This window comes from Gordonia sp. NPDC127522 (assembly GCF_042672305.1).
GTDB lineage: Bacteria > Actinomycetota > Actinomycetes > Mycobacteriales > Mycobacteriaceae > Gordonia > Gordonia hongkongensis.
On the sequence record NZ_JBHXVK010000005.1, the window covers coordinates 15,449 to 35,541 of the forward strand.

The 20,093-nt window shown below is 68.6% G+C and carries 21 protein-coding genes; 10 read left to right on the plus strand and 11 right to left on the minus strand.

Annotation, left to right across the window (positions count from 1 at the left end; all coding sequences use genetic code 11):
- Window positions 1–2 precede the first annotated feature (2 nt).
- Window positions 3–587, minus strand: a complete 585-nt coding sequence (locus ACFVHY_RS11675) for a TetR/AcrR family transcriptional regulator (protein WP_390272224.1) — start codon at window positions 585–587, stop codon at window positions 3–5.
- Between the two features lie 206 nt (window positions 588–793).
- Here ACFVHY_RS11675 and ACFVHY_RS11680 point away from each other — a divergent pair, with 206 nt between their 5' ends.
- Window positions 794–2,356 (plus strand): flavin-containing monooxygenase, encoded by a 1,563-nt coding sequence (locus ACFVHY_RS11680; protein ID WP_390271896.1) that lies wholly within the window; start codon window positions 794–796, stop codon window positions 2,354–2,356.
- A gap of 26 nt (window positions 2,357–2,382) precedes the next feature.
- The gene (locus tag ACFVHY_RS11685; RefSeq protein ID WP_390271898.1) at window positions 2,383–3,210 is read left to right on the plus strand and encodes an SDR family NAD(P)-dependent oxidoreductase; all 828 of its coding nucleotides are present in this window, start codon (window positions 2,383–2,385) and stop codon (window positions 3,208–3,210) included.
- A 151-nt stretch (window positions 3,211–3,361) separates the two neighbouring features.
- On the opposite strand, the gene ACFVHY_RS11690 is transcribed toward ACFVHY_RS11685, so the two are convergent.
- Both ACFVHY_RS11690 and ACFVHY_RS11695 read right to left on the minus strand, forming a co-directional pair.
- Window positions 3,362–4,312 (minus strand): glycine/betaine ABC transporter substrate-binding protein, encoded by a 951-nt coding sequence (locus ACFVHY_RS11690; protein WP_390271900.1) that lies wholly within the window; start codon window positions 4,310–4,312, stop codon window positions 3,362–3,364.
- A 58-nt stretch (window positions 4,313–4,370) separates the two neighbouring features.
- The gene (locus ACFVHY_RS11695) at window positions 4,371–4,991 is read right to left on the minus strand and encodes a MarC family protein (RefSeq protein ID WP_211538110.1); all 621 of its coding nucleotides are present in this window, start codon (window positions 4,989–4,991) and stop codon (window positions 4,371–4,373) included.
- Between the two features lie 42 nt (window positions 4,992–5,033).
- On the opposite strand from ACFVHY_RS11695, the gene ACFVHY_RS11700 reads away from it, so the two are divergent.
- From ACFVHY_RS11700 to ACFVHY_RS11710, 3 genes are all read left to right on the plus strand, one after another.
- A complete protein-coding gene (locus ACFVHY_RS11700) occupies window positions 5,034–6,119 on the plus strand; it encodes a magnesium and cobalt transport protein CorA (protein WP_390271902.1) in 1,086 nt (361 codons plus the stop codon).
- 49 nt (window positions 6,120–6,168) lie between these two features.
- Entirely contained in the window at window positions 6,169–6,828 is a 660-nt protein-coding gene (locus ACFVHY_RS11705; protein WP_390271904.1) for an endonuclease, read from the plus strand.
- Between the two features lie 140 nt (window positions 6,829–6,968).
- Window positions 6,969–8,006, plus strand: coding sequence for an iron-containing redox enzyme family protein (locus ACFVHY_RS11710; RefSeq protein WP_390272226.1), 1,038 nt, complete (start codon window positions 6,969–6,971; stop codon window positions 8,004–8,006).
- A 44-nt stretch (window positions 8,007–8,050) separates the two neighbouring features.
- On the opposite strand, the gene ACFVHY_RS11715 is transcribed toward ACFVHY_RS11710, so the two are convergent.
- From ACFVHY_RS11715 to ACFVHY_RS11725, 3 genes are all read right to left on the minus strand, one after another.
- The gene (locus ACFVHY_RS11715; protein ID WP_390271906.1) at window positions 8,051–8,254 is read right to left on the minus strand and encodes a CDGSH iron-sulfur domain-containing protein; all 204 of its coding nucleotides are present in this window, start codon (window positions 8,252–8,254) and stop codon (window positions 8,051–8,053) included.
- Window positions 8,251–8,967 carry a HemK2/MTQ2 family protein methyltransferase gene (locus tag ACFVHY_RS11720; RefSeq protein WP_390271908.1) on the minus strand — a complete coding sequence of 239 codons (717 nt, stop codon included), beginning with the start codon at window positions 8,965–8,967 and terminating at the stop codon, window positions 8,251–8,253. Before ACFVHY_RS11720 ends, ACFVHY_RS11715 begins: the two co-directional genes overlap by 4 nt.
- Before the next feature lie 159 nt (window positions 8,968–9,126).
- Entirely contained in the window at window positions 9,127–9,720 is a 594-nt protein-coding gene (locus ACFVHY_RS11725) for a suppressor of fused domain protein (RefSeq protein ID WP_058252715.1), read from the minus strand.
- A 58-nt stretch (window positions 9,721–9,778) separates the two neighbouring features.
- Between ACFVHY_RS11725 and ACFVHY_RS11730 the strand changes: the two genes are divergently transcribed.
- Together ACFVHY_RS11730 and ACFVHY_RS11735 are read left to right on the plus strand one after the other, a co-directional pair.
- A complete protein-coding gene (locus ACFVHY_RS11730; RefSeq protein ID WP_390271910.1) occupies window positions 9,779–10,468 on the plus strand; it encodes a metallophosphoesterase in 690 nt (229 codons plus the stop codon).
- Window positions 10,458–11,315, plus strand: a complete 858-nt coding sequence (locus ACFVHY_RS11735; RefSeq protein WP_390271912.1) for a chromosome partitioning protein ParB — start codon at window positions 10,458–10,460, stop codon at window positions 11,313–11,315. The genes ACFVHY_RS11730 and ACFVHY_RS11735 overlap by 11 nt, the downstream gene beginning before the upstream one ends.
- Before the next feature lie 28 nt (window positions 11,316–11,343).
- On the opposite strand, the gene ACFVHY_RS11740 is transcribed toward ACFVHY_RS11735, so the two are convergent.
- From ACFVHY_RS11740 to ACFVHY_RS11760, 5 genes are all read right to left on the minus strand, one after another.
- Window positions 11,344–12,519, minus strand: a complete 1,176-nt coding sequence (locus ACFVHY_RS11740) for an ABC transporter ATP-binding protein (RefSeq protein ID WP_058252713.1) — start codon at window positions 12,517–12,519, stop codon at window positions 11,344–11,346.
- Between the two features lie 3 nt (window positions 12,520–12,522).
- A complete protein-coding gene (locus ACFVHY_RS11745) occupies window positions 12,523–13,353 on the minus strand; it encodes a carbohydrate ABC transporter permease (RefSeq protein ID WP_390271914.1) in 831 nt (276 codons plus the stop codon).
- Between the two features lie 4 nt (window positions 13,354–13,357).
- Window positions 13,358–14,578, minus strand: coding sequence for an ABC transporter permease subunit (locus ACFVHY_RS11750; RefSeq protein ID WP_390271916.1), 1,221 nt, complete (start codon window positions 14,576–14,578; stop codon window positions 13,358–13,360).
- A complete protein-coding gene (locus ACFVHY_RS11755; protein WP_390271918.1) occupies window positions 14,575–15,987 on the minus strand; it encodes an extracellular solute-binding protein in 1,413 nt (470 codons plus the stop codon). Before ACFVHY_RS11755 ends, ACFVHY_RS11750 begins: the two co-directional genes overlap by 4 nt.
- A gap of 220 nt (window positions 15,988–16,207) precedes the next feature.
- Window positions 16,208–16,696: a general stress protein gene (locus ACFVHY_RS11760; RefSeq protein WP_055475026.1), complete on the minus strand. Its 489-nt coding sequence runs from the start codon at window positions 16,694–16,696 to the stop codon at window positions 16,208–16,210.
- A 135-nt stretch (window positions 16,697–16,831) separates the two neighbouring features.
- Here ACFVHY_RS11760 and ACFVHY_RS11765 point away from each other — a divergent pair, with 135 nt between their 5' ends.
- The 3 genes from ACFVHY_RS11765 to ACFVHY_RS11775 all read left to right on the plus strand — a co-directional run bounded on the left by ACFVHY_RS11765 (window position 16,832) and on the right by ACFVHY_RS11775 (window position 20,059).
- Window positions 16,832–18,181: a magnesium transporter MgtE N-terminal domain-containing protein gene (locus ACFVHY_RS11765; RefSeq protein ID WP_078112023.1), complete on the plus strand. Its 1,350-nt coding sequence runs from the start codon at window positions 16,832–16,834 to the stop codon at window positions 18,179–18,181.
- Window positions 18,178–18,693 (plus strand): DUF1003 domain-containing protein, encoded by a 516-nt coding sequence (locus ACFVHY_RS11770; RefSeq protein ID WP_390271921.1) that lies wholly within the window; start codon window positions 18,178–18,180, stop codon window positions 18,691–18,693. Before ACFVHY_RS11765 ends, ACFVHY_RS11770 begins: the two co-directional genes overlap by 4 nt.
- Window positions 18,694–18,934: 241 nt before the next feature.
- Window positions 18,935–20,059, plus strand: a complete 1,125-nt coding sequence (locus tag ACFVHY_RS11775) for a lytic transglycosylase domain-containing protein (protein WP_390271923.1) — start codon at window positions 18,935–18,937, stop codon at window positions 20,057–20,059.
- Window positions 20,060–20,093 lie beyond the last annotated feature (34 nt).

The following is a 20,093-nucleotide window of genomic DNA, read 5'->3' on the forward strand; positions in this document are numbered from 1 at the left end:
CTCTACTGGATCGTCGCCGCCGCGAGGGCGGGCAGCGCAGCTGTGATGAGGGCGAGTAGTTCGTCCCGGGTGAGTGCTTCGGCGTCGATCGGCTCGGCGGTGAGCCAGCGGATCGTGGTCTCCTCGACGAACGCGATCCAACCGTGCACGCTCATCTCGACGATCGGCGTCACCTCGACCCCGAACACGGGCGCGTGGTCGAGAACCCGGCCGACCATCACCTCGCGGGTGCGGTCGACGACCTCCCGCATCGCCGCGTCCGAACTCGACGCGCCGCGGATCAGCGCGGTGTAGGCGGTCCGGTTCTCGCTCACGTAGTCGACGAAGGCCGCCATCGACGCGGCCAGGATCGCGATCGGGTCGCCGAGGGACTCGTCCGGCTCGGTGCGGGCGAGCATCCGGTCGGCCTGGGCCTGTGCGATCGCGACGTGGAATTCCTGCTTCGACGCGAAGTAGTGGAACAGCAGGGCACGCGACACCCCGGCGGCCTCGGCGATCGCGTCGATCGTGATCTCCTCCAGCGGTCGTTCCCCGACCATCGCGAGCCCGTAGTCGATGAGCTGGTCACGACGTGCCTCGGGACTCATGCGCGTGCGTTTGTGCGGCGCGCGCCGGTGGTCACCTCCGTCGTCGCCGGTCGTCTCGTCGCCGGTCGTCTCGTCGCCGATCGTCTCGCCGTTGATCATCGACACCGCGCACGTCCTCGTCTACTGGCCACGCGAACAGCCTACCCCCTATTGAGTGTTGTTCAATAGCTATTGACACGTGTTCAGTACCACCTTATGGTGACACCATGACAACGAACGATGTAGAGATCGCCATCATCGGTGCCGGCTTCTCGGGTCTGGGTGCCGCGGTCCGCCTCAAGCAGAACGGTTTCGACGACTTCGTCCTCCTCGATCGCGGTAGCGACTTCGGCGGGACCTGGCGCGACAACACCTACCCGGGCGCGGCCTGCGACGTGCCCTCGCAGCTCTACTCCTTCTCGTTCGCGAAGAACCCCACCTGGTCGCGGTCCTACTCTCACCAGCCCGAGATCCACGACTACATCAACGGGGTCGCCGACCGGTTCGGAATCGGCGCGAAGGCGCGCTTCGGCACCGAGGTGACGCGGACCGCATGGAACGAGGACGAGGGCCGTTGGATCATCGACACCCTGCAGGACGGCAAGACCGATCAAGTGCGGGCACGAGTCCTGGTCGGCGGTGTCGGCCCGCTCTGCGAGCCCAACCTCCCCGACATCGAGGGCATCGAGTCCTTCGAGGGCAAGATCGTGCACTCCGCGCGCTGGGACAACGACCACGACTTCGGCGGGCAGCGCGTCGCGGTGATCGGGACCGGTGCGTCGGCGATCCAGCTCGTTCCCGAGGTCGCGAAGGTCGCCGGGCGCCTCGACGTGTACCAGCGGACCGCACCGTGGATCGTCCCCCGCACCGAGCGCGCCTACAGCTCCGTCGAGCACTGGGCCTACAAGAACGTCCCCGGGTACCAGTCCGCGGTCCGCGGTGGCATCTACGCCGCCAACGAGGTCGTCGCGTTCGGTCTGACCTACTCCCCCAAGACCCTCAAGCCGGTCGAGTTGCTATGCCGCGCCAACATCCTGCGCGGCATCGGCCGCGACGCCGAGCTGCGGCGCAAGGCCACCCCGACCTTCCAGGTGGGCTGCAAGCGCATCCTGCGGTCCAACGACTGGTACCCGGCCCTCGCCCGCCCGAACGTCGATCTCGTGACCGACGGCATCGACCGCATCACCCCGACCGGGATCGTGTCGAAGGACGGCACCGTCCGCGAGGTGGACGTGATCGTCGTCGCCACCGGATTCCACGTCACCGACTCCCCCGTGTTCGAGAAGATCATCGGCAAGGACGGCCGCAGCCTCGCGCAGGTGTGGAACGAGATCGGTATGCAGGGCTACAAGGGCTCGTTCGTCCACGGCTTCCCGAACATGATGCTGATGGTGGGCCCGTCGACCGGGCTGGGCCACACCTCGATGGTGTACATGATCGAGTCGCAGCTGAACTACCTCGTCGATTATCTGAAAACCTCTCGCGCGCTGGGGATCACCCGGACCGAGGTGAAGCTCTCCGCCCAGCAGGAGTTCAACGCCGGAATCCAGCACAAGCTGCGCAACAGCGTGTGGGTGAACGGCGGGTGTGCCTCCTGGTACAAGGACGCCAACGGCAACATCACCACACTGTGGCCGGGCTTCACCTTCGCGTTCCGGCAGACGACCCGTTCCTTCGACGTCGCCGCCTACGATGTGACCCGCGGTGCCCGGCGATCCGCCGCACCCGCGGTGCCGGCCGGTTCTGCCACCGGCGACGACATCGCGTCGCCCGCCACCGCCAACGCCTGACCGAACCCACCCACAGGAGACAAGACATGAAGGACTTTCGCGGCAAGGTCGTCGTGATCACCGGCGCCGGTTCGGGAATGGGCCGTGACATCGCCGTCAAGCTCGCGCGTCGCGGTGCGCGGCTGGCCATCTCCGACGTCACCCCCGACGGCCTGGCCGTCACCGAGAAGCTGGTGACAGAGGCAGGCGCCGAGGTGCATTCGCAGCTGCTGAACGTCGCCGAGCGCGAAGCGGTACTCACCTACGCCGACACCGTCGCCGAGCACTTCGGCGTGGTCAATGTCGTGTTCAACAACGCCGGCATCGCCCACCACGGCGAGATCGAGCGCACCGAGTTCAAGGACATCGAACGGGTGATGGACGTCGACTACTGGGGAGTCGTCAACGGCACCAAGGCGTTTCTGCCGCACGTGATCGCGTCCGGGGACGGGCACATCGTGAACACCTCGTCGTTGTTCGGCTTGCTGGCCGAACCGGGCCAGGCCGCCTACAACTCCGCCAAGTTCGCGGTGCGCGGATTCACCGAGGCGCTGCGGCAGGAGATGATCATCGCCAAGCACCCGGTGGAGGTGTCGTGCGTGCATCCCGGCGGGATCAAGACCGCGATCGCCCGGAACGCCACCACGTCCGGGGATCACGACCAGAAGGCCACGGCCGAATTCTTCGACCGCTACCTCGCCCGGATGACGAGTGAGGATGCGGCCGAGGTGATCATCGAGGGCGTTCGGAAGAACAAGGCACGCATCCTGGTCGGCACCGACGCCAAGATCCTGGACCTCTCGGTGCGCCTCGTCGCCTCGAAGTACCAGTGGGTGTCGGCGAAGCTCACCGGCTGGGCGCTGTCGAAGGCGTAATAGGTCCGTGGTCGCGCACGGGTCGTGACACCGACACGCGGTCGGGGCGTGTCGGTGTCACGGCGCCGGGAGCGAAGCGAGCGGGCCGAATGAGCACGGCGCCGGGAGCGAAGCGAGCGGGCCGAATGAGCACGGCGTTGTCGTGTCTTCCCTACAGCCCGTGTTCGCCCAGCCAGGCCAGCGCGACGTCGCGCGGGTCCGCACCGCCGTCGACCTCGGCCGCCATGGTGGCGAGATCGGCGGTGGTGATCTCGCCCGCCACCTTGTTCACGGCCTTCACCTGATCGCGGTTCAGTGCCGCGGAACGGAACACCGGGACCAGCACCTCCGCCCGCGGACCCGACTCGTCCGCGGGTTCGGCAGCCGCGGCACCGTCCGCGGTGTCGCCGCCACCCGGTGATGTGCGGAGCGCCTGGACCTCCGACGACGCCCCGTCGGCGTCCTCGCCGGCGATCTCGAGGGGGGTCAGCAGCCCGACCGCGCTGCCGTCGGCGGCACGTCGGAGTACCTCCTCTCCGGTGGCGGCGACCTCGACCGGACCGAAGGCACAACCGGCGTCGGCGAAGCCACGCATCGTCGAGTCATCGGGTTCGGCGACGGCCACGACCGGCAGGCCCGCCGGCAGTCGGCCGCAGTCCTCGAGTCCGGTGGCGCCGACGTCCCCGGCGAGGGTCGTCGACACGAAGATCTGTGGCGCCGCCGACACCGGCGTCTCATCGCCGACCGAAACCCCCTGCGGGAGTGAGCGGTTCAGGTCGTTGTAGACGTCCTCGGCGCCGATCGCGGTAGACGCCGGGGACAACAACGTCAGCAGTTCCCCGGTGAAAGCGGGGAAGAGATCGAGCGCAGCGCGGTCCATCTCGTCCAGCAGCGCCGGCGCGTCGCCGCGGAGCTGGTCACCGGACACCACCGACCCCGAATTGCGCAACGCTCCCGCGTACACTTCGGCCATCACACGCATCGCCGGGTCCTCCGACGAGCCGATCACCACCCCGCGTGGCGGAGACGACGAGTCGTCGGCGCACCCGGCGATCACCACCGCCAGGACGACGATCAGACCGGCCACCGTGATGAGACGTTTGCGGACACGACGTTCAGTCACCCCGCCACCGTATCCGCAGCACCTCCCACGTCCGAACGAGGCGGGTCCCCGGGTCGGCTCACGCTCCCTCGGCAATGAATCCCATCACGGAGTCGGCGATGAGCTGCACGGCGATCGCGGCAAGGAGCAGGCCCGCGATCTTGGCGAGCAGCGTGATGCCGCCGATGCCCAGGAGGCGGATGAGCGCCGTCGAATAGCGCAGGACGAGCATCACCACCAGGTGAACGCTGACGATGGCTGCCGCGATGGCCAGATAACCACCAGATCCGGCGTCGACGCCGCTCACACCGACGATGACCGCGGCGATGGCACCCGGTCCGGCGAGCAGCGGGGTGCCGAGCGGGACCAGCGCGACGTTGACGTCGTCGGCGGCCGTGGGCTTACCGGCGTTGCCGAGGCCGGTGAGCAATTGCAGCGCCACGAGCAGCAACAGCAAACCGCCGGCGCCCTGCAGCGCCGGGATCCCGATGTGGAGATAGTTCAGGATGGCTTTGCCGGCGACGGCGAACACACTGATCACCAGGAGGCTGACGAGCGGCGCCTGCCAGGCCGCGCGCCGCCGGTACTCCGGCGAGCGCTGACCGACCAGGCTGAGGAACAGCGGGATCTGGCCAGGCGGGTCCATGATGACGAGCAGCGTGATCAACGTCGTCGTGTACACCGTGACGTCGAAGGACACGTTCGGAGAGTGTACGGGGCCCGCCGGGTAGCATCGGCACTCGTGCCCTCGATCCCCCGGCCTGGTCCGCGCGGGTTGTCACCGCGCCGCGAACGCCGCCCGCTCCCCGAGATCCGTGTCCCCGTCGCACGGGCGATCGTCGACTGCGCGGTGTACGTCGACGGCCACCGGCAACCGGGACGGGTGAGCTACACCGAGGGCCTCGCCCGCGTGCGGGCCGCCGGCGAGGGCTTCGTATGGGTCGGACTCCACGCCCCCGACGACGCTCAGATGGCCGATGTCGGCGCCACGTTCGGCCTTCACGAACTCGTCGTCGAAGACGCGGTACACGCACACCAGCGGCCGAAGCTCGAGGTCTACGACGACACCCAGTTCCTCGTCCTGCGCACCGTGCAGTATATCGAGCACGAGACGATGGCCAAGGCGAGCGAGGTCGTCGAAACCGGCGAGATCATGGTCTTCGCGGGGCCGGACTTCGTACTGACCGTGCGCCACGGCGAGCACACCGAGTTGTCCGAACTGCGCCGTCGCCTGGAGACGCACCCCGAGCGTCTGGCCCTCGGCCCGACCGCGGTGCTGCACGCCGTCGCCGACAAGGTCGTCGACAGCTACCTCGCCGTCACCGACCGGATGGATGCCGATGTCGCGGCGATCGAGGAGGTCGTGTTCGGTCGGCAGGCTCACGCACTCGACATCGATCCCGTCTACCTCCTGCGGCGTGAGGTGCTCGAACTCCGTCGCGCGGTGACCCCGCTGGCGGCCCCGCTGCAGAGTCTCACGGCGAGCGGTAATCCCCTGGTGCCCAAGGAGATCCGGCGCCAGTTCCGCGACGTCGCCGACCACCTCACGACCGTCATCGACCGGGTCCTGGAGTACGACGAGCTGCTCACCTCCCTCCTGCAGGCCGCGGCGGCGAAGGTCGGTATCCAGCAGTCGACCGACATGCGCAAGATCTCGGCATGGGTCGCGATCGCCGCGGTGCCGACCATGGTCGCCGGGATCTACGGCATGAACTTCGACCACATGCCCGAACTGCACCAGGAGTGGGGTTATCCCGTCGTGCTGGGCTGTCTCGTGGCCCTCTGCGCGACGCTGTTCGTCGTGTTCCGGCGCAGTCACTGGTTGTGACCGGCGGCGTCCGGGATTGCCCACGCACCGGCGTGGGTAACCGGCTTCGATGACCCGCACGGACCACGCCGAGGACACGGCGCGACAACTGATCGACCGCGCCGGCCGCACCTACGCGCAGGACGCCGGCATCACCCTGAAGAACACGCCGTCGCCGCTTTTCGAACTGTTGGTGCTCGCCCTGCTCCTCGGTACGCGGATCTCCGCGGACATCGCGGTGGCCGCGGCGCGCGAACTGTTCACCGCCGGTTACCGGACGCCGGAGAAGATGGCCCGCGCCGACTGGCAGAAGCTGGTCGACGCGCTCGGCCGCGGCCACTACGTCCGCTATGACGAGAGCACCGCCACCCGCCTCGGCGAGGCGGCGCAGAAGGTCCTCGACGACCACCGCGGCGATCTCCGTGGGCTCGCCGACGACGCCGACTCCGACCCCACCCGGGCGGCCGAACTGCTCCAGGATTTCACCGGCATCGGTCCGGTCGGGGCCGACATCTTTTTGCGTGAGGTGCAGTCGGTGTGGGAGTGGGTCGCGCCGCGTTTCGACAAACGCGCGCTCGCCGCCGCCCGCGACCTCGGACTACCCGAGGACCCGGCACGGCTCGCCGATCTCGCCGACGGCCGGCCCGAGGTGCTGGCGGCGGCGCTGGTGCGTGTCTCGCTCGACAAGCGGTTGCGCGCGGAGATCGCCGGATCCGACAACCGGGCCTAGGCTGGGACGACGATCACAACCACCCGGTGGTGGTTTGTGCCGTCCCCGATCCGGTTACCCAGGAGAGCTGGCGTCCGCCGCGCACCGCGGTGCCGGACGCCCGGACCCGACAGGAGGACTCCCAGGTGTCAGCTGACCCGATGGTCGACGATCCGACGGCGCACGACAGGGTCTTCCGACGCCCCCCGTTGCCGGGTGCGCGCGGACCGCTCTCGGACATGGTGATCGATCTCCTCCGCGGCGACCCTGCGTCCGCATCGGTCCTCGACCTGCCGGCCGACGACCCGAGGGTCGTCGATGCCGATCCCTACGGCGATGATCTGCAGCTCGCGCTGTACCTCTGCTACGAGATGCACTACGTCGGGTTCGTCGACGCCGACGCCGGATGGGAATGGAGTCCGGCCCTGCTCACGGTCCGGGCCACGCTCGAGCAGCGGTTCCTCGCCGCCCTGCATCGCGACGTCCCGGCGATGACCGCCGACGATTCCGCCGAGCACGAGATGGACGAACTGTGCATCGAGAACCCCGACGGTGACGGCGCCTCCTACCGGCTCCGCGACGCCGGGTCGTGGGAGCAGTACCGGCAGCTCTTCGCCCTGCGCTCGCTGTACCACCTCAAGGAGGCCGACCCGCACGCCTTCGCGATCCCTCGACTGCGCGGGCATGCCAAGGCCGCCTACGTCGCCGTCGAGTTCGACGAGTTCGGCGGCGGACGCGGCGACGCCGTGCATCAGGAGCTGTTCGCCGATCTGCTCCGCGCTTCCGATCTCAGCGCCGACTACCTCGGCTACCTCGACACCGTGCCCGGCGTCGCCCTCACGCCGGTCAACCTGATGTCGCTCTTCGGACTCCACCGGCGCTACCGGGGCGCGGCGGTCGGACATCTGGCGGCCACCGAGATCACCTCGCCGCCCGGTTCACAGCGCCTGCTGGCCGGTTTGGAGCAGCTCGACGCCCCGGAGGCGTGCCGACGGTTCTATCGCGAACACGTCGAGGCCGATGCTGTGCACGAGCAGATCCTGCGTACCGATGTCGTCGGCGATCTCATCCGCACCGAGCCGGACACCGAAGCCGATGTGATCTTCGGGATCCGCGCCTTCCTGTTCGTCGAAGACGCCCTCGACCGGCATGTGCTGTCCGCGTGGGACGACGGAAAGAGCGCCTTCCCGGGTATCTGATCCGGGAAGGCGCTCGTTCGGGCCGGTGCGAGCTGGGTGAGCCGTCAGGTCGCGCGACGGCGCTTCTTGCGGTGGCTGGTGTCGCACAGGGGGTAGTTCTTGCTCCGACCGCACGCACACACCGCGACCATGAATCGATCCGACTGCACCCGCGCGCCGTCGGGGAGTTCGATGTCGACCGGGCCGGATACCAGGACCGGCCCCCCTCGGATCACCCGCACCGCATTCGGTTTCCTGTCCCCGCTCACCGCGACGCTCCGGCCGGGGCGGGGCCATTCGGGGCGACGGCGACGATCGCGACGAGACGCTCGATGCGACGGTTGCGTTCGAGCATGCCGCACTCTTCCATCCAGCCCGCGCGTGCGGTGAGGACCGGACCGAACGGGATGACCCGCTCGGCCACCACCTCTGCGGTCAATCCCCCGGCGCGCAGGGCGCGCAGCGAGGCGTCGGAGTCCGCGAATTCCGAGTGGACCAGCACGAAGGCGCCGCCGGGCACCAGCAGTTCGGGAACGCGTGCGCACAGCGGGTCGAGGACGGCCCGGCCGTCGAGTCCGGCGTCCCAGGCGTGCGACGGGCCGGCCGGGTGCAGTTCCGACTCGGACTCCGGTGGGGTCGGAACATACGGGGGGTTGCAGGTGACGACGTCGTAGCGACCCTGATGGCACCGGAGATCACCGTGCGCCACCTCGATCCGGACCCCGGCGTCGGCTGCCGCGCGCCGGGCATAGGCGACCGCATCCGCCGATGCGTCCACCGCGGTCACGTGCGCCGCACCCGCCCGGGCGGCCGCTATCGCGATGGCCCCGCTGCCGGTGCAGAGATCGAGCACGCGGGCCCCCGAGACGCCGCGGGAACGAAGGGTGTCGATCAGCAACTGGGTGTCCTGCTGTGGCAGGTAGACATCGAGCTCGGGTCGCGCTGCGGTCGCGGTGGGAAGCGACGATGAGGTGATGGTCACGCCGGGCACCGCCCGTTCGTCGTGCCGATGGTCCCTGCTCCCCGTGACTCCATGCACCCTCACTTCTCAGACGGACCGTACTCAGTTGGTCAGATGTTCCCTCTGTCATACGTTCCGAAACCTCGACGCGGATGACTCCGCCGGGAATCCGCCGGCCGGTCAGGCCGGGGTTGCCGAGGCCCGATCCGGCCGCCGCACATCGATACCCGCCTCACGCCAGGCCTCGCGGAGTGCGTCGGCACCCTTCAGACGGACCCACGCGGCCTCGTTGGCGGTGATCGGCACCGCCCGGAGCATGCTGACCGGGTCCATGGGCGTGGGCAGCTCGACCATCCCGAGTTCGTCTGCCTCGAGCAGGACCGCGGTGAACGGCGAACCGTCCCACAGTGGTTCGCCGAGGTCGACCAGCGCATCGGCGGCGATGACGAGGCCCTCGACCGCCGGCGCGGCCGCCAGCGTCGCCATGCGCTTGTGCAGACCCGGCAGCGGCGTTCCCGACGACACGCGTACGACGAGTTCGGCACGGGGGCCGCGGACCGGATCGGCGTGCAGGTCGGTGGGATCGGACATCGGGTGTCGTGCGCACCCCGACGTCACGTAGACCACCTCACCCCGATCGCCGGCCTCGTCGGGCACGAACCGCAGGACGTCGATCGGCTCGACACCGAGGAACGTCACCGACGCACGTTGGGGGGTCGCCCCCAGCCGGTCTTCGAGAAATCGTCCGACGACCTCAGTCACGGCTTCGCTCACAACCGACAGGCTACCGACTCCGGCGCACAGGCCCGGGGTGCTCCTCTAGCCTGGAGCAATGGTCCGGGTTCTGGCGGTCGCCGACGAGGTGGTGGACTCCCTCACCTTCGGGGTGGGGATCGAGTCCCGGCCCGACCTCATCCTCGGTGCGGGTGACCTCCCGTTCGAGTACCTCGAGATCCTGTCGTCGCTGTGCGACGCGCCGTGCGTGTTCGTGCCCGGCAATCACGACCGGGACCTGCGCGGGTACCGCCGCGGCCGCACCGGCTGGACGCGCGCCGGACTCCCCGTCGAGGACCCCGGACCGTGCGGTGCGGTCAACGCCGACGGCCGGACCGTGACGGTCGCCGGACTCCGTATCAGCGGCCTCGGCGGCAGTCGCCGCTACAACAGCGGCACCAACCAGTACACCGACACCCAACAGCGGTTGCGGTCCCTCCGGTTGCGATGCACCACCGCCCTGTCACCTCCCCGCGGTGCCGACATCCTGCTCACGCACAGCCCGGCCCGCGGCGTCGGCGACCGCGACGATCTGCCCCACCGGGGTTTCGACTGCTTCCACCCGCTGGTCCGGTCGCTGCAACCGGCGCTGCTGGTCCACGGCCACGTCCATCCGTACGGCGAACGACCGGCTGATCTGCCGATCGGCTCCTCGACGACCTCGATGAACGTCGTCGGCTATTGCCAGTTCGACTTCGATCCCGCCACCCGGGAGGTCGAGATCGTGAGGCGCAGACATGGCGCGTGACACCGGATTTCCCGACGCCGACGCGGAGAACGACTTCGCCCGGATGCGACGCCAGGCCGAACGCGCGCGGCTCGCACAGTGGTTCATGCGTCAGCCCGCCGACGTGAACACCATCCTCCCGTTCGACGAGGTCGTCGCCGCGCTCGGCCGGACCGGGGAGACCCCACTCGGACTGCAGGTCGTCGAGGTGTCCTCGATCGTCGGAAGTGTCGACCGCACCAAGGATTTCGACCGCTACTTCCGGCCCACCTCGTCGCGCGGCCGGGAGCGCTGGCAGCGGCTGGCGGCCGCGCAACGCCGCGGAGAATCCGTCCCTCCGGTACAGCTGTACCGGATCGGATCGATGCACTTCGTCATCGACGGCCATCACCGCGTGTCCATCGCGATCGCGCGGAACTGGGTCACGATCGACGCCTACGTCACCCTGATCCACACGCGCATCTCCCCCGAGGGCATCACCGCGACCTCCGACCTGGTCCTCAAGGACCATCGTCGGATCTTCCTGTCACGCGTGCCGCTCGAGGGGTCCCAGGCCGAGGCCATCCGACTCAGCTTCCCGTTCGACTACGCCGAACTCGCCGAGAACGTCGAGGCGTGGGGATTCCGCCTGAGCCAGGAGATCGGCGAGTTCCTCAACCGCACCGAGACCGCCCGGCGCTGGTTCGGTGAAGAGTTCCTGCCGGTCGTGCGGATGGCACGCCGGGCGGGCATCCGGCCCGACCTCGACAGCGACGCCGAGCTGTACATGTGGGTGGCCTGCGAGCGGTATCGGCTTGTGCGCAGGCACATCTGGGACGAACACGTCTTCGACGAACTACTCGACCACTCCCGCAGGCGCCGGCGCTGAGCCGACGCCTGCAGGGACATGCGGAACACTAGCGGACGCGCAGGGACTGCCCCGAGCTCTGGTCGAACACCGCGATCTTCGACGCGTCGTAGAACAGCTCCGCCGAACCGCCGCGGCTCACCTTCGAGTCCGGGGACAGTCGCGCGATGAACTGGTTGCCGCCGAGATCGGTTCCGGAATCGGCGGACAACTCGGCGAGGGCGTCGCTCGACGCCCGGCTCGACCCGACGCCGAAGTAGGCGTAGATGTCGGAACCCATCGACTCGAGCACGTCGATGTTCGCGGTGAAGGTCCCGCCGTGCCCACGGGTCGTCGAGTCGACTAGAGACGCGTCTTCGAGGTGCTCGGGCCGGATGCCGATGAGCACGTCCCCGCCACTGCCGACGTCGCCGGCACGCGAGACCACCGCACGGTGGTCGTCGAGCACGATCGTGCCGATCGCGGTCTCGATACCCTCGCTGCCGAGGCGCCCGGACAGGAAGTTCATCGCCGGGGAGCCGATGAAACCGGCCACGAACACGTTGGTCGGATTGTTGTACAGTTCCTGCGGAGTACCGATCTGCTGCACGTACCCGTTGCGCAGCACGACGACCCGGTCACCGAGGGTCATCGCCTCGGTCTGGTCGTGGGTCACGTAGACCGTGGTGGTCCCCAGTCGCTGCTGCAGCTGTGAGATCTCCGTGCGCATCTGCACGCGCAGCTTCGCATCGAGGTTCGACAGCGGCTCGTCCATCAGGAACGCCTTCGGCGAGCGCACGATCGCCCGGCCCATCGCCACGCGCTGCCGCTGACCGCCGGAGAGATTGGCCGGCTTGCGGTCGAGGTACTGCCCGAGGTCGAGGATGCGCGCGGCCTCGTCGACCTTCGCGGCCACCTGATCTTTCGGCATCTTCGCGAGAGTCAGTGGGAAGGCGATGTTCTCGCGCACCGACATGTGCGGGTAGAGCGCGTAACTCTGGAACACCATCGCGATGTCGCGGTCCTTGGGTGCGCGCTCGTTGACCCGCTCCCCGCCGATCCGCAGCTCGCCGCCGGAGATGTCCTCGAGTCCGGCGATCATGTTGAGCGTCGTCGACTTACCGCATCCCGACGGGCCCACCAGGATCACGAACTCGCCGTCGGCGATCTCGATGTCGACCCCGTGCACGGCGGTCGAGCCGTCGGGATACTGCTTGGAGACGTTGTCCAGAACGATGTCTGCCATGGGTTATCCCTTCACGGCGCCGGAGGTCAGGCCGGCCACGATTCGACGTTGGAAGAAGAGCACGAAGATGATGATGGGGATGGTGATGACCACCGCGGCGGCCGAGATCGACCCGGTCGGTTCCTCGAACTGCGAACTGCCGGTGAAGTTCGCGATCGCCACCGGCGCGGTGATCGCCCGTTCGGTCGACGTCAGCGACAGGGCCAGGAGCAGGTCGTTCCAGGCGAAGATGAACACCAGGATCGCCGCCGTCACGACGCCCGGGGCGGCGAGCGGGGCGATGACCTTGCGGAAGGCCTGCCACGGGGTGGCGCCGTCCATCTTGGCGGCCTTCTCCAGCTCCCACGGGATCTCGCGGAAGAAGGCGGACAAGGTGTAGATCGCCAGCGGCAGCGCGAAGGTGATGTAGGGCAGGATCAGGCCCGGCCAGGTGTCGAACAACCCGATCGCCCGCTCGATGTTGAACAGCGGTGTCACCAGCGAGATCTGGGGGAACATCGCGATCAGCAGCGCGGCACCGATCAGGAGCTTCTTGCCCGGGAAGTCCAGGCGGGCCACCGCATAGGCCGCCATCGTCCCCAGGATCACCGCGATCACCGTGGTGATCAGACCCACGCCGATCGAGTTGATCAGCGCCGAGGTGAAGGCGCTGGTCTCGAAGATGCTCCTGTAGTTGTCGAGGGTGAACTCACTCGGCCAGAACTTCCCGTCGGTCACGCTGCTCGCCGGCTTGAAGGACAGGCTGATGATCCACAGCAGCGGGATGAGTGCATACAGGATCACCAGGATGTTGGCGATCGACCACCAGGCCTTGGACTTTCCGCTCGCATTCAACGGCTTACCTCCCCTCGTCGTCGGAACCCGGTGCGGCGGTGCCGAACCCCTTGATGAACACGAACGCGATGATCGCGACACAGATGAAGATCAGGATCGAGATCGCCGAGCCGACGCCGAGATTGAAGGCGCCGAACAGATTGTCGTAACCCAGCATCGACACCGAATAGGTGTTGTTGGACCCACTGGTGAGGACGTAGATGTTGTCGAACACGCGGAACGCGTCGAGTGTGCGGAACAGCAGCGCCACCAGGATCGCCGGCTTCATCAGCGGAAGGATGATGCGCCACAGTCTCGTCCACGCCCCGGCGCCGTCGACCTGGGCCGCCTTGAGCAGATCGTCCGGGACGAGCGCGAGGCCGGCCAGCAGGAGCAGGGCCATGAACGGCGTCGTCTTCCAGACCTCGGCGAGGACGATGATCGCCAGCGACGGCCATTGCTCGGTGAGCGGTGCGGTGCCGTCGGGTAGCAGGTTGGCGAGATATCCGGTGCCCGGCGTCCACGCGTAGTACCAGGAGAACGCCGCCGCCACGGTCACGATGCCGTACGGGATCAGGACGACGGTGCGGATGGTGCCCCGCCCGAAGATCGTCCGGTGCATGACGAGTGCGATCGCCATGCCCAGCACGAGTTCGATGAGTACCGAGACGACCGTGATGCCGACCGTGACGGCAAACGCCGTCCACCAGTAGTTGTCGGTGAGGACGGTGGCGTAGTTGGCGAACCAGACGAACTCGCGTTCCCCCGGCGCCGAGAGGCTCATCTTGTTCAGCGAGAGCCAGACCGCGTACACGATCGGATATCCGGTGACCAAGAGCATCATCAGTGCGGCCGGCGCCACGAGCCAGAAGGCCAGCCGGCGCTCGGCGGTTTTGCCCTCGCTGCGCTTGCGCGGGGCGGCCGGCGGCGTGTCGGCCCGGGGCCGATCGATCACCGCGGTGCCCCCGCCCGTCCCGGTCGCCGGCTTCGACAGCGAGCCGGGCGCGGGATCCGGGGTGGGCCGGTCGGTGTGAGACGACGCCGCGGTCACCTCGTGCCGACCTCCCGGCGGAGCGGTCCACACCTGATCGGACTGCACCGGGGGTGTGTCACCGACGATCGGGATCGGACCGGTCTGCGGTGGGGCATCATCCGGGAGGGCGTGTCGCCCGGCGCGGAACCCCGCGTCGTCGGGGTTGCCGCCCGCGTTCTCGGCGTCGTTGCGCGGAGTGTCGTTGTCGCTCACGGGACCAGCCCTTCCCCGTCGATGGCCTTCTGGACCGCTTCGGCGAGCTCGTCGACCAGGGCCTCCGGCTCCCAGGCGCCGACCGGGCTCAACTTGGCCTGCAGCAGCGTCGAGATTGCTTGATAGTCGGGCGATTTCGGCCGCAGAGCAGCGTGCTCGGGTTCGAGCTGCCGCTTGATCTCGTCGGCCATCGGGTACGCGAGGCGGAAGTCGGCGTCGTCGTAGATGGACTCGATGACCGGCGGCGGACCCGCACTGAACGAGAACGTCTTCTGCGATGCCTCACTGGTGATGCACTCGGCGGCCTGGTAGGCGAGGTCCTGCTGTTGCGAGGTGCTCGCCACGGCGATGTTGATGCCGCCCAGGGTCGTCTTGGTGGGAAGTCCCTCGAAGCCCGGGTAGGGCGCGAAGTCGAAGACCCGCCGCATCTCGCGGTTGAGCGGGACCACCTGCGCCGGGGTCGGCGGATTCGCGGTGTCCGCGTACAGGTTCGCGTACTCGGTGAGGTCGAGGAAGGCGACACTTCCCGCCACGGCGTTCTCGCGCATCCCGGCGAAGACGAACGGCCAGTTCACCTGGTACAGGGCCTCACCGCTCTCCATGCCGAGCCGCGCGGCGCCCTCGTCGGAGTTGGTCAGCGACGGATCGGCACCGGGGGCGGTGGCGACCCGCTTCAGCGTCTCCAGTGCGCGGACCGTCGCGGCGCGGTGTTCGGGGGTGTCGTTCAGCGTGACCTTGTCGGGGTCGTCCGGGTCGACGATCTGCCCACCGGCGCTGGCGAGTACCGAGTTGAACCACACCATCAGGCCTTCGTACTGCCTGCCCTGCACCATGATGTAGGTCGGTCCGCCGTTGCGACCGCTGACGAGCGCGTCCTCGAGCATGCCGTTCCACGTCGACGCCGGACGCCGGCGGTCGACGTCCTCGACGAGCACATCCGGTCGGTACCAGAGCAATTGGGTGTTCGTGGAGAACGGGATGGCGTAGAGCCGTTCCCGCTCGTCGTCGTCGGTCTTCCAGACCGCGGTGTCGAGCGGACCACCCAGGGTGCGCGCCGACACCTCGGCGGCCATGGCGTCGGGCACCGGCACCATCCAACCCGCGTCGGCGAATTCGGCCGTCCACACCACGTCCATGCCCATCAGGTCCAGCCCGCTGTCGTTGCCCGCGAGGCGCCGTGCGAGCTGCAAACGCTGATCGTCGGCGCCCTTGGGCAACGGGGTGGTCACGACCTTGTACGCACCACCGGAATCGGCCGAGCACTTGTCGCCGATCTCGGCGAAGGTGTCCGCGCCGTCGGCCGGCGGATAGAAATTGAGTACGCCCGCTTCATATCCCGAGCCACATGCGGACAGCACGGGCAGCATGGCCACCGCTGCCACCGCCGCGGCGAGGACCTTTCGTCTCACGCGCCTGGTAGATCCGTCGGTGCTGATGGATCCGTCCGTGCTGACCCTGCTCCGCACGCAGCCTCCTCGATGTCGTACGCGGCGCCGCAGCGGTGCTCCGCCGTGAGCGTCCGAACAGCAACGCTATACGTGAGGATTCGTGACATGCAACACATTCGGCATGGGCGTGCCATTCCGCGGGCGATTGTGATCGCACCGTGTCCGACCGCGGGAGGCGACGTCAGAAGGTGAGACGGGCGAGCATGTCGCGCGCCTTCTCTGCGCTTTTCGGGTCGCACAGCACGTCATAGCGGCCGGCGACCAGCTGCATGGTCGACGCGAAATCCCGCTGGCCCCGGGTCGCCGCGTACGGAATGGTCGCGGAGATCACACCGAAGACCATGCCGCCGACGATGCCCACCAGGATGGGCGCGATGGGCGAACCGGCGAAGACGAGCGCCACCAGACAGCCGAAGAAGAAGCCGAGCCAGGCACCCGAGACCAACCCGCCGCCGATCACCTTGCCCCACGTCAGCCGGCCGATGACCCGCTCGACCTGCATCAGATCGACGCCCACGATGGTGACGTCCTGGACGGTGAAGTTCTCGTCGGACAGGAAATCCACCGCGCGCTGGGCTTCGGCGTAGGTTCCGTACGAACCGATCGGCCAGCCCTTGGGCGGGGTGGGCAGTCCCGGCGTCTCGCGGCTCGGGCGCATGGGATTGGTCATATCGGGGCCTTCCCTGTTGTGAGACTCCAGTGTGGAACGTCGCGGTGAGACCCGACAGTGGGACTGGTCTCCCACCGGTGGGCGTTCGTGTCTGCCGTCGGCCTCCGCTGCACCGATGGCACTACCCTTACTCCCATGTCGTCGGTGAGCAAGGTGTTCGTGGCCAGATTAGTCGGGTTGGCCGTCCTTGGTCCCGACGGCGAATCCATCGGACGCGTCCGCGACGTGGTGATCTCGATCCGCATGTCCGGGCAGCAACCGCGCGTCCTCGGCCTCGCGGTCGAATTGACCACTCGGCGTAGGATTTTCGTGCCGATGCTGCGGGTGACCGCGATCGAGCCCCAGGCCGTGGCCCTCAACACCGGCACCGTCAGCCTGCGTCGGCTCCACCTGCGGCCCGGCGAGGCACTCGCCATCGGACAGGTCCTCGACACCCACGTCCGGGTCGTCGATCCGGATCTCCCCGAGCTCGCCGACGCCGACGTGACGGTGATCGACCTCGGGATCGAGAAGACCCGGACCCGCGATTGGGTCGTCTCCCGAGTCGCGATCCGGGCGGGACGTCGCGGCCTGCGCCGGCGCCACGAGACACAGGTCGTGGAGTGGTCCAGCGTGCAGGGCATCACCCAGAGCTCGCTGAACCTGCCCGGACAAGGAGTCGCGCAGGCCCTCCTGCAGTTCGAGGGCATGCGCCCGGCCGACGTGGCCAACGCCCTGCGCGAACTGCCCGCGAAACGTCGCGACGAGATCGCAGCGGCCCTCGACGACGAACGGCTCGCCGACGTGCTGCAGGAGTTGCCGCCCGACGACCAGAAAGAGGTGCTGGCCGCGCTCGGACGCGACCGCGCCGTCGACATCCTCGAGGCTATGGACCCCGACGACGCCGCCGACCTCCTCGGCGAACTGCCCGACACCGAGGCCGAGGCCTTCCTCGAGGAGATGGACCCCGTGGAGTCCGAGCCCCTCCGCCGACTCCTGCTGCACTCCCCCGACACCGCGGGCGGCGTGATGACCTCGGAGCCGATCGTGGTCACCGCATCGACCACCATCGCCGAGGCCCTCGCCCGGGTCCGCAACCCCGACCTGACGCCGGCCGCGGCGAGTCTGGTGTTCGTCGTCCGCCCGCCCACCTCGACGCCGACCGGCAAATATCTCGGATGTGTGCATCTGCAGGCTCTCCTCCGGGAACCGCCCGCGCACCTGGTCGGCGGCATCCTGGACACCGACCTCGCCCAACTCCATCCCGAGGACTCCCTGGAGACGATGACGAGATATTTCGCGACCTACAACCTGGTCTGCGGCCCCGTCGTGGACGAGGCCGGCCACCTGCTCGGCGCGGTGAGCGTCGACGACCTGCTCGACGAGATCCTGCCGCGCGACTGGCGTGAGACCGAACCCGAGGACGTCGTCGAGGCCGACGGGTACGGCGTCGGGAGCGGCCCGGAACCGGCATCGGGCGGCGGCCCCCAGGTGCGGATCCGATGAGCGAACCGGGACGCAAGCTCGACACCCCCAGCACCCGCCGCACGATCTCGTTCAATCTCGACTCCGACGTCGTCGGGATGTACAGCGAGCGGATCGCCAGGTTCCTGGGCACCGGACGATATCTGGCGATCCAGACGGTCATCGTCATCGTGTGGATCGTGCTGAACCTGGTCGCGGTGTCGATCCAGTGGGACCCGTACCCGTTCATCCTGCTGAACCTCGCGTTCTCCACCCAGGCGGCGTACGCGGCGCCGCTGATCCTGCTGGCCCAGAACCGGCAGGAGAACCGCGACCGGGTGTCGCTGGAAGAGGACCGGATGCGGTCCGCCCAGACGAAGGCCGACACCGAGTTCCTGGCCCGGGAGCTCGCCGCGGTCCGTCTCGCGGTCGGCGACACCGTCACGCGCGACTACCTGCGCAAAGAACTCGACGACCTGCTCGACGAACTCACCGAACGGCTCGGCGCCCCCGCCGGCGACGAATCCGGCCGCCGCGGTTCCAAGGAACACTGACACCAAAAGCCGGGTTCGTGTCTGGGACGTCAGACCCATATGTATGGTGGGTCACAGTTCGGACCGGGTCTCGGCGTCTGTCACGACGCGACGAGATTCTCCGACACATCCATGTGAGCGGCTCTGGACCTGGGCCGCGGGTGGACATCGCCGCGTTCTCGGGGGCAGAAGTGTGTGTTGACAACGGAGTGAACTGGACCGGGCAGCGGCCCGGGACCCCACGATGTGCAGGAGGCCGCCGGTGAGGCCCCTCGACCTCGTCCGCCGTCGCCGTGGTCCGCGCCGTCCGTCCTCGTTCCCACGACGCGCCGCGACGCTGGTCGTCGGCGGCGGTCTGGTCGGTGCGCTGGTCCTGGGGACCGCGACGTCGAGCGCCTCCGGCGGCAACGTCGCGTCGGCCGTCGTCGAGTCCGATGCTCCCGTGATGGTGGCCGAGCTCGTCGCGGGTTCGCCGAGCGCACTCCTCGGCTTCGCGCCGCCGCCGGAGAAGCCCGCGACCGCGCTGCCGGCGCCGCAGTTCCGGCTCGCGAGCGACCTCCCCTCGGGCCCACTGGGGATCCCGGGCGTCGTACTCCAGGCCTACAAGCTGGCCGCCAACCGCATCGCCGCCGAGAGCGCGGCCTGCAAGCTGCCGTGGTTCCTGCTGGCCGGCATCGGACGCATCGAGTCCAATCATGCGAGCAACGGCTCGGTCGATCAGTACGGCACGACGATCAACCCGATCGCCGGGCCGGTCCTCGACGGGTCGCTGGCCGGCAACGCGGTCATCAAGGACACCGACGGCGGACGCATCGACGGCGACGCCGGACACGACCGGGCGATGGGCCCGATGCAGTTCATCCCGAGCACGTGGGCAGCGTGGGGCTCGGACGCCAACGGCGACGGAAAACCCGACCCCAACAACATCTTCGACGCCACGTACTCGGCCGGCCGGTATCTCTGCGCCGGGGTCACCGACATCATGAACGAGCGCACCCGCGTGTCGGCGGTGCTGCGGTACAACCGCTCGATGGAGTATGTCGCCAACGTCCTCGGCTGGGCCGGGGCCTACGCGACGGGCGTGATGCCGACCGACCCCATCCCGGAGATGAAGCGCAAGCCGTCGAGCAGCTCGAGCTCGTCCCGCAAGCCCAGCCGGCCGGAGTCCGGGTCGTCCTCGTCGTCGTCCTCCTCCACCACGCGGCGGCCGAGCCCTCCGCCACCGCCGTGCATCATCGTCTGCCTGCCGTCGATCCCGCCGCTGTTCCCGGGCCAGCCCGCTCCCCCGCCCACCAAGAGGGATGCCCCGGCGGTACAACAGGCGCCGGCGGGGAACGCCGGCCCGAACAGGCCGGGAGGGGCGAGCACCCCGGTTCCCGTCCGCTGACGGCGCCACCGGAGGACCTGCGCCCGGAACCGTC